General features: G+C 60.8%; 20 protein-coding genes. 3 read left to right on the top strand and 17 right to left on the bottom strand.

Annotated features, from left to right (window positions below):
• Positions 1-18 precede the first annotated feature (18 nt).
• On the bottom strand, positions 19-534 hold the full coding sequence (locus EJL02_RS10445) for a metallophosphoesterase (protein WP_125116357.1): 516 nt from the start codon (positions 532-534) through the stop codon (positions 19-21).
• Positions 535-666: 132 nt separating this feature from the next.
• Here EJL02_RS10445 and EJL02_RS10450 point away from each other — a divergent pair, with 132 nt between their 5' ends.
• Genes EJL02_RS10450 through EJL02_RS10460 form a run of 3 tightly spaced genes read left to right on the top strand, consistent with a single transcriptional unit; the run spans position 667 to position 1,620 of the window.
• Positions 667-936, top strand: coding sequence for a hypothetical protein (locus EJL02_RS10450; protein WP_125116358.1), 270 nt, complete (start codon positions 667-669; stop codon positions 934-936).
• 12 nt (positions 937-948) lie between these two features.
• The gene (locus tag EJL02_RS10455; RefSeq protein ID WP_125116359.1) at positions 949-1,335 is read left to right on the top strand and encodes a hypothetical protein; all 387 of its coding nucleotides are present in this window, start codon (positions 949-951) and stop codon (positions 1,333-1,335) included.
• Positions 1,336-1,356: 21 nt separating this feature from the next.
• Positions 1,357-1,620 carry a hypothetical protein gene (locus EJL02_RS10460; protein ID WP_125116360.1) on the top strand — a complete coding sequence of 88 codons (264 nt, stop codon included), beginning with the start codon at positions 1,357-1,359 and terminating at the stop codon, positions 1,618-1,620.
• A 31-nt stretch (positions 1,621-1,651) separates the two neighbouring features.
• On the opposite strand, the gene rsmA is transcribed toward EJL02_RS10460, so the two are convergent.
• From rsmA to EJL02_RS10540, 16 genes are all read right to left on the bottom strand, one after another.
• A complete protein-coding gene (rsmA, locus tag EJL02_RS10465) occupies positions 1,652-2,533 on the bottom strand; it encodes a 16S rRNA (adenine(1518)-N(6)/adenine(1519)-N(6))-dimethyltransferase RsmA (protein WP_125116361.1) in 882 nt (293 codons plus the stop codon).
• 105 nt (positions 2,534-2,638) lie between these two features.
• The gene (gene hpf, locus EJL02_RS10470; protein ID WP_125116362.1) at positions 2,639-3,166 is read right to left on the bottom strand and encodes a ribosome hibernation-promoting factor, HPF/YfiA family; all 528 of its coding nucleotides are present in this window, start codon (positions 3,164-3,166) and stop codon (positions 2,639-2,641) included.
• Between the two features lie 170 nt (positions 3,167-3,336).
• On the bottom strand, positions 3,337-4,179 hold the full coding sequence (locus tag EJL02_RS10475; protein WP_125116363.1) for a fumarate hydratase: 843 nt from the start codon (positions 4,177-4,179) through the stop codon (positions 3,337-3,339).
• Positions 4,176-5,348: an amidohydrolase gene (locus EJL02_RS10480; RefSeq protein WP_206426966.1), complete on the bottom strand. Its 1,173-nt coding sequence runs from the start codon at positions 5,346-5,348 to the stop codon at positions 4,176-4,178. The genes EJL02_RS10475 and EJL02_RS10480 overlap by 4 nt, the downstream gene beginning before the upstream one ends.
• 208 nt (positions 5,349-5,556) lie before the next feature.
• Positions 5,557-6,012, bottom strand: coding sequence for a S1 RNA-binding domain-containing protein (locus EJL02_RS10485; protein WP_125116364.1), 456 nt, complete (start codon positions 6,010-6,012; stop codon positions 5,557-5,559).
• A gap of 34 nt (positions 6,013-6,046) precedes the next feature.
• Entirely contained in the window at positions 6,047-6,328 is a 282-nt protein-coding gene (locus tag EJL02_RS10490; protein WP_125116365.1) for an FtsB family cell division protein, read from the bottom strand.
• Positions 6,329-6,373: 45 nt separating this feature from the next.
• Positions 6,374-6,832 carry a spore cortex biosynthesis protein YabQ gene (gene yabQ, locus EJL02_RS10495; RefSeq protein ID WP_125116366.1) on the bottom strand — a complete coding sequence of 153 codons (459 nt, stop codon included), beginning with the start codon at positions 6,830-6,832 and terminating at the stop codon, positions 6,374-6,376.
• Between the two features lie 6 nt (positions 6,833-6,838).
• Positions 6,839-7,123 (bottom strand): sporulation protein YabP, encoded by a 285-nt coding sequence (gene yabP, locus EJL02_RS10500; protein ID WP_125116367.1) that lies wholly within the window; start codon positions 7,121-7,123, stop codon positions 6,839-6,841.
• A gap of 74 nt (positions 7,124-7,197) precedes the next feature.
• Positions 7,198-7,440, bottom strand: coding sequence for an RNA-binding S4 domain-containing protein (locus EJL02_RS10505; RefSeq protein ID WP_125116368.1), 243 nt, complete (start codon positions 7,438-7,440; stop codon positions 7,198-7,200).
• Between the two features lies 1 nt (position 7,441).
• Complete coding sequence (locus EJL02_RS10510; RefSeq protein WP_125116369.1) at positions 7,442-7,720, bottom strand: HU family DNA-binding protein; 279 nt, start codon at positions 7,718-7,720, stop codon at positions 7,442-7,444.
• A gap of 14 nt (positions 7,721-7,734) precedes the next feature.
• Positions 7,735-8,526 carry a nucleoside triphosphate pyrophosphohydrolase gene (gene mazG, locus EJL02_RS10515; protein ID WP_125116370.1) on the bottom strand — a complete coding sequence of 264 codons (792 nt, stop codon included), beginning with the start codon at positions 8,524-8,526 and terminating at the stop codon, positions 7,735-7,737.
• A gap of 16 nt (positions 8,527-8,542) precedes the next feature.
• Positions 8,543-10,168, bottom strand: a complete 1,626-nt coding sequence (locus EJL02_RS10520) for a putative polysaccharide biosynthesis protein (protein WP_125116371.1) — start codon at positions 10,166-10,168, stop codon at positions 8,543-8,545.
• A 62-nt stretch (positions 10,169-10,230) separates the two neighbouring features.
• Positions 10,231-10,623 (bottom strand): hypothetical protein, encoded by a 393-nt coding sequence (locus EJL02_RS10525; RefSeq protein ID WP_125116372.1) that lies wholly within the window; start codon positions 10,621-10,623, stop codon positions 10,231-10,233.
• Positions 10,624-10,713: 90 nt separating this feature from the next.
• A complete protein-coding gene (locus tag EJL02_RS10530) occupies positions 10,714-11,637 on the bottom strand; it encodes a uridine kinase family protein (protein WP_125116373.1) in 924 nt (307 codons plus the stop codon).
• A 14-nt stretch (positions 11,638-11,651) separates the two neighbouring features.
• Positions 11,652-13,124: a coproporphyrinogen dehydrogenase HemZ gene (gene hemZ, locus EJL02_RS10535; protein ID WP_125116374.1), complete on the bottom strand. Its 1,473-nt coding sequence runs from the start codon at positions 13,122-13,124 to the stop codon at positions 11,652-11,654.
• On the bottom strand, positions 13,121-13,756 hold the full coding sequence (locus EJL02_RS10540; RefSeq protein WP_125116375.1) for an MBL fold metallo-hydrolase: 636 nt from the start codon (positions 13,754-13,756) through the stop codon (positions 13,121-13,123). Before EJL02_RS10540 ends, hemZ begins: the two co-directional genes overlap by 4 nt.
• Between the last annotated feature and the right edge of the window lies 1 nt (position 13,757).

The raw sequence follows: 13,757 nt of genomic DNA on the forward strand, positions 1-13,757 counted from the left end.
TATTCCCCTTAGTTTGTCTTATGAACTGATTTTCTCCTGCCGCAGCAGTCCGCCGTCCTCATCGAGCAGTTTGAGCTGCCGTGCCTGTCCGTTTTCCACCGTCAGGCGGCCGTAACTCGGCGGGCCGCCCCGCGGCAGGCTAATGCTGCCCGGATTGCAGACCAGCACGCCGTGCTCACGCTCCAGATACATGCGGTGCGTATGCCCAAAAAAGGCAAAGCCGCAGCCCTCCTCACGCGCACAGCGGGCAACCATATCGCCTTCGCGGGAATAGACCTGCTCGCGATGACCGTGCGTCAAAAAGATGCGCACGCCCCCGGCCGAAACCACCGCATGCTCCGGCACGTCGCGGTCGAAATAATCGTTGTTGCCGCGCACCGCGCAAACCGTCAGGTTAGGAAACACGGTTTGCATTTCGCGCGCATCGTCCGTATGGTCGCCCAAATGCAGCACCATATCGGGCGCTTCGCGCTCGATGGCGCAGGCCATACTCACGTTATAGCCATGCGAATCGGCAAAGATCAGGATTTTCACGTCTACGTCCCCCTTTCGGCGACACAGCAGTATTTTACAACGCGGGCGCGCGCTTGTAAACCCTCTCCCTCACATTTTTCCCTTTCGCCGCATATACTGGCAACAAACGATGCATGGAAAGGGATGGGAATCATGCCCAATCAAGATGAAATTCTCCGCCGTCTCGCCGAGCAGGCCGGCAAAGGCGATGCCCTCGCGCAGCTGCAAGCCGCGCTGCGCACACCGAACGGTCAGAAAGCCGCACGGATCATCTCCGACCGCCACGCGGCCGATCTGGAACGCGCGGCACAGGCCGCCCAGCGCGGCGACATGGGAGAAGCCGCCCGTCTGGCGCGGCAGCTGATGCAGACCGAGGAAGGCGCAAGCCTTGCCGCCCAGCTCAAGAAAATTTTCGGCAAGTAAGGAGGGGCCTGCATGGATAACGATATGCTGTCCTCCCTGCTCAGCGACCCCGAAGCGCTGCAAAACGCGATGAAAACCGTCTCCGGCATGCTGGGCGGCGCGGACACGTCTGCGTCCCCTGCCGCAAGCGACTACGACCCCACCACCGAATGGATGGAGCGCGCGCTGCCCGTATTCGGCGCGATCGTGCAGAGCGGACAGAGTGCGGTCAAACAGGAAAAGCGCGCCCTGCTGGGCGCGCTCAAGCCGTTCGTCACCGATGAAGTCGCCGGTCAGTTCGATCATGCCATGCGTTTGGTCAGCATGGCGCGCATGGCGCGCGCAGCGCTCGGCCAGTTCGGCCAACTGAGCCGCGCGGACAGGGAAACGCCGTCCGACGGCGGCACGCGTGCGCTCTGATGCGAAAGGAGGGCAACCGTTTTGTATAACCGCTATCTGACCGACGCCGCCGCCAGCGCACCGCTACATAACGAAAAGGTTCCGCCACCGCCGCAAAGCAGTCCAACCATTTCCGCGCTGGCGGAACTGTCCCGCGGGCTGTCCGGCCGGCTGCAAAACATCCGGCTGGACGCGGACACCATTATCGCGCTGGTCATCGTCTGGTTCCTGCTCTCGGACGACGGCGGCGAGGTAGACTGGGAGCAGCTCATCCTAATCGGGGTGCTGCTCGTGCTGGGGATCTGACATATGGGTCAGATCCCTTTTTTCGCAGCTGTTACTCCGCCGCCTGCTGTGCTTTCAGCCGTTCCGCCGCGGCGTCCGTCAGTTTGGCATATTCCGCAAGGCTCAGCCGCTCGCCGCGCACACGCGGGTCAAGCCCGACCGACTCGATCAGCGCCGTGATGCCGTCCTTGCCCAGCGCGCCGCCCAGCACCGGGCCAAGCGCGTTGACCAGCGTCTTGCGGCGCATATTGAACGCCGCACGCACGAGCGCAAAGAACAGCTTTTCGTCCTGCGTCTCGACCGCGGGCTGCGGCAGCGGGGTCAGCTGCAAAACCGCGGAATCCACCTTGGGCCGCGGCACAAAGCAATCCGCCGGCACATCGAACAGGATCTCCGCTGCGGCATGATACTGCACATAGATGGAAAACGCCGAGTAAGCTGCCGTGCCGGGCGCGGCGCAGATGCGCTCAGCGACCTCCTTCTGCACCATGACCGTGATCTTGTCAAACGCGCGGCTTTCGAGCAGCGCGGTGATCGCGGGCGTGGTGATATAATACGGCAGATTGGCGCACGCGACCGCGTGCCCGTCCCCGAACTTTTCCTGACACAGCGCGGCAAGGTCGATCGACAGCACGTCGCCCTGCACGACCTCGTAGTTGTCAAATTCCGCGAGCGTCTCGTCCAATACGGGCAGCAGCGCGCGGTCGAGTTCGACCGCAACCACCTGCCCCGCCAGCCGGCACAGTTCGGCCGTCAGGCAGCCCATGCCCGGGCCGACTTCGACGACGTTACCCGCCTCCGCCGCGCCGCTCATCGCGGCAATGCGCTGCGGCACCGAACTGTCAGTCAAAAAATTTTGGCCAAGCGATTTGGAAAAATGGAACCCGTGCTTGGCCAAAACCGTACGGATCACATCAATATCACAAAGATTCATCGTTTTCTTCCCTCAGAAAAGGCCGGCGGGAAAACGCCGCCGGCCTTTGTGTTGCACATCCCAAATACCTGTCCGGAAAAATCCGGCAGGATTTCTATCAATTGATTATTCTTCGCCTTCGATCAGGCCGTATCCGCCTGCCGCACGCTTGTAAACGACCGCATGGATGTTGTCGTCATCCGCGTTGCGGAAGAAGTAGAACTGATGATCGAGCAGGTTCATCTGCAAGATCGCCTCGTCCACGCTCATGGGCTTGACGTCAAACTTCTTGCGGCGCACGACGTCGAAATCGTCCTCCGCCAGCGCTGCCTGCTGCTCGGCCATCTTATCAAACGCGCCTTCGCGCAAACGCTTCTCCAGACGGGTCTTGTGCTTGCGGATCTGGCGCTCGATGCTGCTGATTGCGCCGTCCACGGATGCAAACATATCAGTCGTGGTTTCCTCCGCGCGCACGACCAGACCGGTCTGGCGCACCGTGATTTCCACGGTCTGTTTGCCGCGCAGTTCGCTGAAGGTCAGCGTGGTGTCGGAATCCTGATGGAAATACCGATCCAGCTTTTCGACCTTGCGCAGCGCGTATTGCCGCAGATCGTCGTCAATTTTCATTTTTCTCTCGACGATGGTAAACTTCATAACATCATCTCCTAACGGGCCGGAGGCCCAAGATACTTGTCGCCGCAGGCTGTTTTATACAGCAGCGGCATAGTGGGATTTGCTATCTTCAGTATACCACGTCTTCGGGCAAAATGTCCAATCTATTTTGCACAAGTTCACAAATTGTTCAGCATCTTGCCAAGACCGATTCAGATTTCCCCTTCAGCATGGCGCGTGACATGGCAGGAGATATTGACCACGCACGGCAGGCCCGCAATATGCGTGCCGAACGGCTCGATCGCACAGGACAGCGCGGTCACCGTGCCGCCCAGACCCTGCGGGCCGACGCCCGAAGCATTGACCTTGTCGAGAATGGCCTGCTCCATCTCCGCGTACAGCGGGTCGGCGCTGTGCTCGCCCACCGGGCGCAGCAGCGCGCGCTTGGCGAGGTAGGCCGCCTTGTCGCTCGTGCCGCCCAAGCCCACGCCGATGACGATCGGCGGGCAGGGATTGGAGCCCGCGTGGATGCAGGCGTCCGCAATAAAGTCCACGATCTGCTCGCGCGTTGCGGCGGGGGTGAACATCTTCATCGCGGTCATGTTTTCCGAGCCAAAGCCCTTGGGCGCGACCGTGATGCGCACCTTGTCGCCCGGCACGATCGAAGTGTAGAGGATGCAGGGCGTATTGTCGTTTGTGTTTTCGCGGCGCAGCGGATCGCCTACGACCGACAGACGCAGATAGCCGTCAATGTAGCCGCGGCGCACGCCTTCGGTGACCGCGTCCTCAAACGCGCCGCCGGTCAGGTGCACATCCTGTCCCACCTCGGCAAATACGATCGCCATGCCCGTGTCCTGGCAGACCGGCACATCGTTTGCACGCGCCAGATCACAGTTTGCGATCATCTCGCCGAAAATCTCCTTGCCCAGCGGCGACTGCTCGGCCTTCTGACCGTCCACAAATGCCTGCCGCAGGTCGGCGGGCAGATAATAGTTTGCGTCAATGCAAAGCTGACGCACGAGTTTTGTCACTTCCGAAACGTCGATCTCTCTCATGTTGTCCTCCTGTATTCCAGTGCGCCGTTTACCCAAACAGCCTGCACCTGTGTTGTAAACTCCAGCGGATCGCCGCTCCACAGCACGCAGTCCGCGTCCATACCGGCCTGCAAGCTGCCGATGCGGTTCGCCATGCCCGCGATCCGCGCCGGCACCGACGTGACCGCGCGCAGCGCGTCGGTTTTGTCCATCCCTGCGCGCACGGCAAGCATCAGCGCCATCGGCAGCAGCCGCAGCGGGATTTCCGGGTGATCGACCGTGATCGCAGTTGGGATGCCCGCGCGAGCCAAAATGCCCGGCGCTTCGTCAGTCAGGTTGCGCAGCTCGGGTTTGGAACGGTCGGTCATATACGGCCCGCTCACCACCGGCACGCCCTCTTCCGCCAGCAGGTCGGCCACCAGATGCGCTTCCGTGCCGTGAATGATGACCGGCTTGATGCCAAATTCCTTTGCGATGCGCAGCGCGGTGAAAATATCGTCCGCGCGGTGTGCATGGAAATGCGCTTCGATCTTGCCCCAAAGCAGCGGCAGCAGCGCTTCCAGCTTGGCGTCGTAGTCCGGCCCGTCCTCATCCGGATCGCTTTCCGCGCGTTCCCGCCGCGACAGATACTCCTTGGCCTTGTAAAGCTGCTCCCGGATGAGCGCGGCGGTTGCCATACGGGTGACCGGTGCTTCGTCCTTATCGTGATAGACCGACTTGGGGTTTTCGCCCAGCGCAAATTTGATTGCGAGCGGCGCCTTGAGCACCATATCGTCCACGCGGCGGCCCGCGGTTTTGATCAGCGCGATCTGCCCGCCGATCGGGTTGGCGCTGCCCGGGCTGACCGCGGTTGCAGTCACGCCGGCCTCGATGGCCTCGCGGAAACCGCGGTCCATCGGATTGATGCCGTCGATCGCGCGCAGATGCGGCGTGACGGGGTCGGTGTCCTCGTTGCCGTCCGCGCCCTCAAAGCCCAGCCCGTCCTCATACAGGCCGAGGTGCGAGTGAATGTCGATCAGGCCGGGGGTCAGGATCCCGCCCGCGCCGTCGAAAACCTGTTCGCAGTCCGGCGGGGTCTGCGTGCCCGTGGCGGTGATTTTCCCGTCCTCCAGCAGCACCCAGCCGAAAAACCGCGTGTCCGCCTCGTCCATCGTCCAGACGGTTACATTTTTGATCAGGATTTTATTCATGCAAAACCTCTTTGAAAAAAGCATTGACATAATTGGTAAAATATGGTATATTAACCATGGCAGTTGAAAAGCTGCCATGCACCGTTCATATCTTTATCCCCACAATCCTACTTTTGGCGCTCTTTCGCAAGGAAGAGCGCGTTTTTTGCGCCTTTTTGCAGAAATTGTCGAATAAAAACAAAACCGAGGTCACCCTCGGTTTTTGTGTTTATCTGCGCCGGCGCGAACCGTTTTTACGGTCGGCCGCATGGCGCACGTCGGCCTGACGGCTCTCGCTGTCCGACATGAACGCCTTCAGTTTATCCTCAAAGCTCATCGTTGCGGGATCCTTCGGCTGCTGTGCAGCACGGCCGCGCGGTGCGGCGGAGCGCTGCTGGAAACGCGGCTGACGGGGCGCATAACCGCCCGTCCGTTCCGACCGATGCTCCTGCGGCTGGGCCTTCTTGATGGAAAGGTTGATGCGGCCGGCCTGATCGATATTGATGATCTTGACCTTGACCATCTGCCCTTCCTGCAGAAAATCCTTGATATCGTTGACAAAGCTTGACGCAACCTCAGAGATATGCACCATGCCCGACTTGCCCTCCGGCAACGCAACGAACGCGCCGAACTTGGTAATGCCCGTTACCTTACCTTCTACAATCGTTCCCACTGCCAAATCCATATAAGCTTTTTTGCCTCCGTTACTCTTTTCCCTTTTACCGGCTGGAGGTGTCCACAAAAACACGTTCCCCGGGTTCCGCATAGCTCAGTTCGGTGCGTGCCAGCTCGCTGATATCCTCCTCGGTAATGCCGTTTTGCATTTCCTGCCGCAGCTGTTCGTTGGCTTCCTGATATTCCTGCACCTGCTGGGTCAGGGAGTCAAGCTCAGCCCGCTTATCCGCGATCTGCGACTGCAGTCGGACGATCGTGACCACTGCGTAAAGCAAAAACGCCAGCATCGCTATTTTTACCACAACCGGCATTTTCCGCTTCGACACGTTTCTCACCTCGTACTGTCTGTCCGCGTCAAACTGACTTGAGTTTTATTTTATACCTTTCCCGCGAAAAATGGAAGAGGGTTTTGCAAACTTTTTTGCAAAAAATGCAATTCTGCCCGCAAGAGAGCACTGCCGCAGGCGCTGTGCCATGCTTTGTCCCGCGCGGCACAGCAGCGCAACGCCCTGCGCGATGCCGCGCAGCACCCCTTCCAAAACCGCAAGCACCAAACCGCTGAGCAGCCCAAAATACAGGGCCGCGCCGCCCGCCGCGCCGGCAAGCACGAAATAACGGTCCTGCCCGGCAGCCAGCAGCAGGTTGAACTCAAACAACGCGGCAAGCAGGACCAGCCAGAATGCCAGATCGCACACCGCCGTGGCCGCCCATCCGAACCCAAACAGCCGCCGCGGGGCGCGCAGCAGGTCATACACCACGCCGATGCCTGCGCCCAGAAGCACGCTTTGCAGGAACAGGCGCAGCTGCTCCTGATTGGAAAAGAACTCCATCCCGCTTCACCCGCCAAACAACCGCTTGAACCAGCTGCCGCGCGGCTGCACGCTGTCGTCGTATTCGATCAGGCCGATTTCGCCTTCCACGATCAGCTCCCCGGCCTCCAGCTGCAGCCGCTCCACATGCAGCCCCTGCCCGCGCACGACCACCATGCCGCGCACGGTCTCCAGCAGCACCTGTTCCTCGTCAAAGCTCTGCACGTCCACAACGCCGGAAACCGACAGCTTCTCCCGCCCCTCCAGAATGATGTTATGCGGCATTTCCCTGTTGCGATCTTCGGATGCCATCAGCCATTCCCTCCCTGCAAAAAAACATCCCGCTCCCTTCATCCTATGAAGGGGCGGGATGTTTTAGCACTCGGTCAGGAGATTTCGCGGTACATAGCGGCGGCGTCCGCCTTGAGCGCATGCTCTGCAATGGCAAGCACTTCCACCTTCATGGTGCGCTGGCCAAAGGCAATTTCAATGATATCGCCTGTTTTCACCTGATACGACGCCTTTGCCGGCTTTCCGTTGACCGTGATACGCGCGGCGTCGCACGCATCGTTTGCCACGGTGCGGCGCTTGATCAGGCGCGAAACCTTGAGGTATTTATCCAGTCTCACGTTATTCTGCGTCCACCTTATCCTTGAGGGTTTTGCTGGGCTTGAACACCGGCATGGTTGCCGCCGCGATCGGGATTTCCTCACCCGTGCGCGGATTATGGCCCGTACGCGCCGCGCGCTGCTTGGTTTCAAACGAACCAAAGCCGCTGATCTGCACCTTATCGCCGGATGCCAGCGCATCGCCGATCGCCGTAAATACCGCATCGATCGTCTTTTCCGTATCCTTTTTGGAAAGGCCGGTTTTGTCCGCAACGAGCGTGACAAATTCGCTTTTCTTCATGCGTAGTTCCTCCGTTATTCCTGTTCCTTTGATTTATTCCAAAGCGCATCCAGTTCTGCCAGCGACAAATCGGACAACGCCTTGTTCTCCCCGCGCGCCTGCCGCTCCATCGAAGCAAAGCGGCTGATAAACTTGTTGCACGTCTTTTCGAGCGCGCGCTCCGGATCGATCTTCAAATGCCGCGCGACATTGACCACCGCAAACAGCAGATCGCCCAGCTCTTCCTCGGCGTCGCCGTTGCCGTCCATCGCCTGACGCAGCTCTTCGGTCTCCTCGCCGACCTTTTCAAACGCGCCCTGCGCATTTTCCCAGTCAAAGCCGACCTTCGCAGCCTTTTTCTGCAGCTTTTCCGCACGGATCAGGCTGGGCAGGCTGCGCGCCACGCTGTCAAGCGCGGAGGTATCGGTCTCCTGATGCTTTTCCACCCGCTTGAGCGCATCCCAGTTTTGCAGGATCTCCTCAGACGAGCTGACTTCCACCGAGCCGAAAATGTGCGGATGCCGGAAAATCAGCTTTTTGCACACACCGTCCGCCACGTCGCCAATGTCGAACACGCCTTTTTCCTTTTCCATCTGCGTGTGGAACACGACCTGCAGCAGCACGTCGCCCAGCTCTTCCTTCAGGTGCTCGGTGTCCTGCTCGTCGATCGCCTCGCAGACCTCATAGGTCTCCTCAATGAAATTGCGGCGGATGGACTGGTGGTCCTGTTCCCGATCCCACATGCAGCCGTCCGGCGCGCGCAGAATCTCCATGATCCGCAGCAGATCGTCAAAATTATACTTCTCTTTTTGCTGAAAATCAACCATTTTTCGCACTTCCTGCTCACTTTAAGTGTAATATATTTGCTAATTTCTCGCCCTTTGGCAAGAGCAGCACATCCTCGCGTTCCACGGCGTGCAGCAGCAGCAATAACACAACATAAACCACCACCGCCACCGCGATCGAAGCGAGCGTGACCAACTTATCCAGCACCGTACCGGGCGCCGCATCCAGCACCCGCAGCAGCACGGTATGGCACAGATAGGTCGCCGCGCCCATGCCCACCGTCGCCGCAAACGGCCGTCCCGCCGTTTTGCCCAGCGGCGGCAGCGCGTGCGACAGCCGTCCGATATGGAACAGGTTGATCAGGGCGATCAGCCAATAGCACACCGCTGTGCTGATCGGTGCGCCCGCAATATTGAGTTCCGGCATGCCGATCAGGACATAATCGCCGAAAATCTTCACCAGCGCGCCGAGGAACATCGAAATCAGGGGCAGATCAATCCGTCCAAACGCCTGCAACACCGCATTGGTGATCGCCACCAGCGCCACGGCCGGCACGGCAAAGCCCAGAATCGCCATCAGCTGCCCGCCGAGCACCGTGCCCTCGGAATAGAACATCCGCAGGATCGGCCCGGACAGCAGCAAAAAGCCCGCGCCTGCCGGCAAGGTTATGATCATGGTCAGCCGCATCGCGGTCGCCATGGTCTTGGATACCTTGGTAAAGTTCTGCGCCGCCCGCGCACTCGCGATCGTCGGCAGGACGCTGACGGCCAGCGCCGTAATCAGCGTCTGCGGCAGATTGAAAAAGTTGACCGCGTTGCCGGTGTAAATGCCGTAAGCGGTCGTGGCCGCCTCGGCCGTCATGCCGACCGCAGGGCTTTGCAGCCGCGCGGAGATCAGCGCCACGTCGATCAGGTCGGTCAGGCTCATGACCGCCGAGCTGATCGTGATCGGAATGGAAAGCGACAGCAGGGTTTTGGCCAGCTCCCGCGTCGGCCGCACCGCGTCGCTCAGCAGATGCACCGGTTCGGACCGCCGGCGCGTGATGCCCGCCTGCACGAGCATATAGCCCGCCGCGACGACCTCGCCCAGCGTAACGCCCAGCACGGTCAGCGCCGCGACCATCGGGTCGTCCAGCCCCAGCTGCTTGGCGTAATAGGCAAGGCCCAGACCGGCAAACAGCTTGCCCATCGCCTCGATCACCTGGGAGACCGCCGTTGGCACCATGTTGGCCCGGCCCTGATAATATCCGCGGAACACGGACAGGATGGCAACCATTGCAACGCTCGGCGCGATTGCCATGACCGCCAGCCGCGCATCCGGGTTTTTGATCCAGCCCGCGAACGTATCCGCGCCGAAGAACAGCACCACGGTCGCCAACACGCCTACCGGGACAAAAATGCCCGCCGCGACGCGCACGATCCGGCGCACCTCGCGCTCCCGCCCGCAGGCGGTCGCCTCGGCCACCATTTTGGACAGCGCCGCCGGCAGGCCGACCGTCGAAATAACCAGCATCGCCGTATAGATCCGGTAAGCTGCGCTGAACAGGCCGAACGCCGGCGAGCTCTCGCCGCCGATCATGTTCTGCAGCGGGATCTGGAAAAATGCGCCGATGACTTTGACCACCAGGCTTGCAATCATCAGAATGACCGCGCCCTGAATAAAATTCTGTTTTTTTCGCTGCAAACGTTACACGCCCTTTGCTTTTTCTTATATTACCGTATGGCAGGGCGCTCCGAAATATGCGCTCACAGCGCGCCGCCGCAGCCCGAGCAATATGCGTCCTCCCGGCTGCACGTCTTGCCGCAGTGCGGGCAGACCACGATGGTCTTCATGCCTGCCAATTCCTCGCGCAAAGCCGTGATTTTCTCCTGCTTTGCGTCTACCGCGGCGATCTTTTCATCCATTTCGTCATTGGAAACCTCGACACCGCGGTGCAGGTCGTACACCATTCTGCCGATTTCCTTATAGAGCACCTCGCACTCGGTGTTGAGATCGAAAATTTGCAGATTCAGGCGGGTCGCGCTGGCCAGCTCATTTGCCTTTTTGCCGGCGACGTCCGCCGCGCGGCCGGCCGCCTTGCCGGTCTTTTCCGCCATCACTTTGATCTTGTCCAGAAACGATTGTACCTTTGCATCCATCGTCCATCGCTCCTTCCGGGCGGCCAAAGACCGCCATATTTGGTTTATTATACTTCACACCCTGCCAAAAAGCAAGGTTTTGTGCCGGTTTCAGCCGATAAACTCGTGCAGAACGGAGTCTTCCGGCAGGAAATCCGCATAGTCGATCGGCGCCACCTGTCCCAGCACCTCGCCGAGCGGCTTGAGATCCGCAGATGCAAGCTCCTGCTTGTATTGCCGCAGCCGCGGCGTCAGATGCTGCATCAGGATGCACAGCTCATACGGCAAAAACGTGTCCACCGTCAGGTTTGCCTGCCCGCGATGCGGCGCGATATACAGCCGCTCGCCGCGCCGCACCGAATTCCACTGGTGCAGTGTTTCCTCCACCGGCGAATTGCGGAACAGGCTGTCGCGCATGGCGCGGCGCAGGAACCGCAGCATATACGGCTCGAGCCGCGGCCCCTCCTGCGGCACGACCGCGCTGGCCACCGACAGATACACGCCGGTCGCCGCGTGCGCCAGATCGCCCATGATGACCGGGTTGAACGAGTGGATGCCCTCGATGAGCACAACCTCGTCCGGGTCCAGCCGCAGGGTACGCGCGCCGGGAATCGAAGTGCGCGTTTCAAAATCGAACCGCGGCAGCTCGATCTCCTCCCCTGCCACCAGCTGCGCCAGATGCTGGCTGAGTAACGGCAGGTTCATGCACTCCGGGCTTTCCAGATCGGGCACGCCGTTTTCCGGGTCGGGCGGAATTTCATAGGTGCCGACCGTGCGGTAATAATCATCCATCGAGATCATCTCCGCATGGATGCCATGCGCTTCCAGTGCGCGCGCGAGGCGGTCATTGGTCGTGGTCTTGCCCGACGAAGACGGCCCGTTGAGCAACACGATCGGTTTCTGCGCGCTGTTTTCCGCGACTTCCTCCGCCACGGCGAGCACCTGCGCATGATACTTTTCCTCACATTCCTGGATGAATGCCATCGCATCATACCGCGCGCGATGATTGATATATTTGAGCGTATATTCCGCCATACCCCTGTCCCTCCTTACTGCTTGGGAAATAGTAGTTTTCGCTTGCCGTTTGCCAGCCGGTCCGCGGCGCGGATGTACTCAAGCGGATACTTGGGGTTGTTCGCCCGCTCGATCCAGCCGGTCGCGCGCTCAACGCGCTTGGACACGCCGCCCGCACCCAGCGACAAAATGGTCTGAAGTTCCTCCATCATGGTCACATTGTAAAAGCACTCGGTATCCGGCTTGCACCAGCCGACGTTTTCAAAGCCGCCGGCGGTGAACTTCTGCCGGTACAGATAGTATGGCCCGTAGCCCGCGTTTTGCAGCGCGTGCGCCGCGCCGTCCAGCATGCGGAAAACCGTGTCGTGCTGCGCCGCGGCCGCCGCCTTATCGGTCAGGTCGGCGCCGCGCTTGATCGCCAGCGTATGCACGGTGATATTCTCGGGCGCAAGACCGATCAGCGTGTCGATCGTGCGGGCGAAGCTGTCCGCCGTGTCGCCGGTCAGGCCCGCGATGACATCCATGTTGATCGCGTCAAAGCCCGCCTGCCGCGCCTCGTCATAGGCGCGCAGCACGTCCCCGGCGCTGTGCCGCCGTCCGATGGCGGCAAGCACCGCGTCCTCCATCGACTGCGGGTTGATGCTCACACGCCCCACGCCTGCCGCGCGCAGCGCTGCGAGCTTTTGGGGCGTAATCGTATCCGGCCGGCCCGCTTCCACAGTATATTCACGAAGATGGGAAAAATCAAAGTTTTTTTCGAGCGCCGACAGCAGGCGCGCGAGCTGATTTTCGTCCAGCGTGGTCGGCGTGCCGCCGCCGATGTACACACTCTGCACGCGTTTGCCCGCCTCGCGCACGAGCGCGGCGGTCTGTTCGATCTCGCCGCACAGGGTATCCAGATACGGCTCGATCAGATGGCCGGACTGCGCGGTCGTCGAGGAGACGAACGAGCAGTAGTAGCAGCGCGACGGGCAGAACGGGATGCCGACATAGAGTGAAATGTCGTCCGGCCCGATCTCCTTGTCCAGCTCCATCGCGGTCGCCGCCGCGCGGATGGTCAGAGCCGTGCGCGCAGGCGACACATGAAAATGCTCGCGCAGGTGCACGGCAGCCTCGCCGCGGCTCATGCCGCGCTCGATCAGGCCGCGCGCAAGCTTGGCCGGACGTACGCCGGTCAGGCTGCCCCACACGGGCGGCTCGGGCAGCGCGGGCACGACCGCGTCATACACGGTCGTTTTGACCAGCTCGGTGATCGTGCGCTTGTAATCCAGCGGCGCGAGGCTCTCGACCGCCGCACGGCTCTCGCTTTCGCGCACCGTGCCGTCCAAGCGGACCACCGCCCTAGCCTGTGCCTGTCCGTCCGCTTCGGTCAGGATACTGCGGCACCAGTCGTCCGTCTCTCCCGCACCGATGGCATCCGCATGCGTCAGCGTGACCGTCGGCAGCAGATGGAACAGCATTTCCTCCACTGCATGCTTGAGCGCATGCCCTTCCATGGTATAAATCATCGTTTGCCAACCGCCTGCAGCATATACGGGTTGGCCACACGCTCCTCGGCCAGCGTAGAAGTCCCCTCGTGTCCGGGCAGCACCTTATAATCGCCGTCCAGCTGGTACAGCCGCCCCAGCGAATGCAGCATCTGACCGAAGTCGCCGCCCTCAAGGTCGCAGCGTCCGCACTCGTGGCGGAACAACGTGTCGCCCGTGAACAGACAGTCCCCGATCTGGATGACCGACGAGCCGGGCGTATGGCCCGGGGTGTTCATGTAGGTTGCGGTCATGCCGCCGAACGTGACCTGCGTGCCCTCGGTCGCCACGATATCCGGCGTATCCTCGATATAGCCGCGCGCCAGCGCGCGGAACGGATGCATATTCTCACGCTTGAGCAGCCACAGGTCGCCCTCCGGCACGACATACTGCGCGCCCGTCTTTTCCAGCACCTCATGCGCGGCGAGGATATGGTCAAAATGCGCGTGCGTCAGCAGCACATATTTGACCGTCAGTTTTTCCTCCGCGACGGCGTGCAGGATCGAGGACGCGTTGTCGCCCGGATCGATGACCGCGGCCTCGCGGCTGGTTTCGTCATATACGATATAGCAGTTGGTGCCGACCACGCCGACGCAAAGCTGCATGATTTTCATA

Source organism: Agathobaculum sp. Marseille-P7918 (assembly GCF_900625105.1).
Classification (GTDB): Bacteria; Bacillota; Clostridia; order Oscillospirales; family Butyricicoccaceae; genus Agathobaculum.

Bases quoted from the DNA above. Each gene is read 5' to 3' on its own strand.
- yabP (WP_125116367.1), bottom strand. From the start codon at position 7,123: ATGGCATCCGAAGATCGCAACAGGGAAATGCCGCATAACATCATTCTG.
- yabQ (WP_125116366.1), bottom strand. From the start codon at position 6,832: ATGGAGTTCTTTTCCAATCAGGAGCAGCTGCGCCTGTTCCTGCAAAGC.
- EJL02_RS10450 (WP_125116358.1), top strand. From the start codon at position 667: ATGCCCAATCAAGATGAAATTCTCCGCCGTCTCGCCGAGCAGGCCGGC.
- EJL02_RS10455 (WP_125116359.1), top strand. From the start codon at position 949: ATGGATAACGATATGCTGTCCTCCCTGCTCAGCGACCCCGAAGCGCTG.
- EJL02_RS10525 (WP_125116372.1), bottom strand. From the start codon at position 10,623: ATGGATGCAAAGGTACAATCGTTTCTGGACAAGATCAAAGTGATGGCG.
- EJL02_RS10480 (WP_206426966.1), bottom strand. From the start codon at position 5,348: ATGAATAAAATCCTGATCAAAAATGTAACCGTCTGGACGATGGACGAG.
- EJL02_RS10540 (WP_125116375.1), bottom strand. From the start codon at position 13,756: ATGAAAATCATGCAGCTTTGCGTCGGCGTGGTCGGCACCAACTGCTAT.
- EJL02_RS10530 (WP_125116373.1), bottom strand. From the start codon at position 11,637: ATGGCGGAATATACGCTCAAATATATCAATCATCGCGCGCGGTATGAT.
- hemZ (WP_125116374.1), bottom strand. From the start codon at position 13,124: ATGATTTATACCATGGAAGGGCATGCGCTCAAGCATGCAGTGGAGGAA.
- EJL02_RS10475 (WP_125116363.1), bottom strand. From the start codon at position 4,179: ATGAGAGAGATCGACGTTTCGGAAGTGACAAAACTCGTGCGTCAGCTT.
- hpf (WP_125116362.1), bottom strand. From the start codon at position 3,166: ATGAAGTTTACCATCGTCGAGAGAAAAATGAAAATTGACGACGATCTG.
- EJL02_RS10510 (WP_125116369.1), bottom strand. From the start codon at position 7,720: ATGAAGAAAAGCGAATTTGTCACGCTCGTTGCGGACAAAACCGGCCTT.
- mazG (WP_125116370.1), bottom strand. From the start codon at position 8,526: ATGGTTGATTTTCAGCAAAAAGAGAAGTATAATTTTGACGATCTGCTG.
- EJL02_RS10485 (WP_125116364.1), bottom strand. From the start codon at position 6,012: ATGGATTTGGCAGTGGGAACGATTGTAGAAGGTAAGGTAACGGGCATT.
- rsmA (WP_125116361.1), bottom strand. From the start codon at position 2,533: ATGAATCTTTGTGATATTGATGTGATCCGTACGGTTTTGGCCAAGCAC.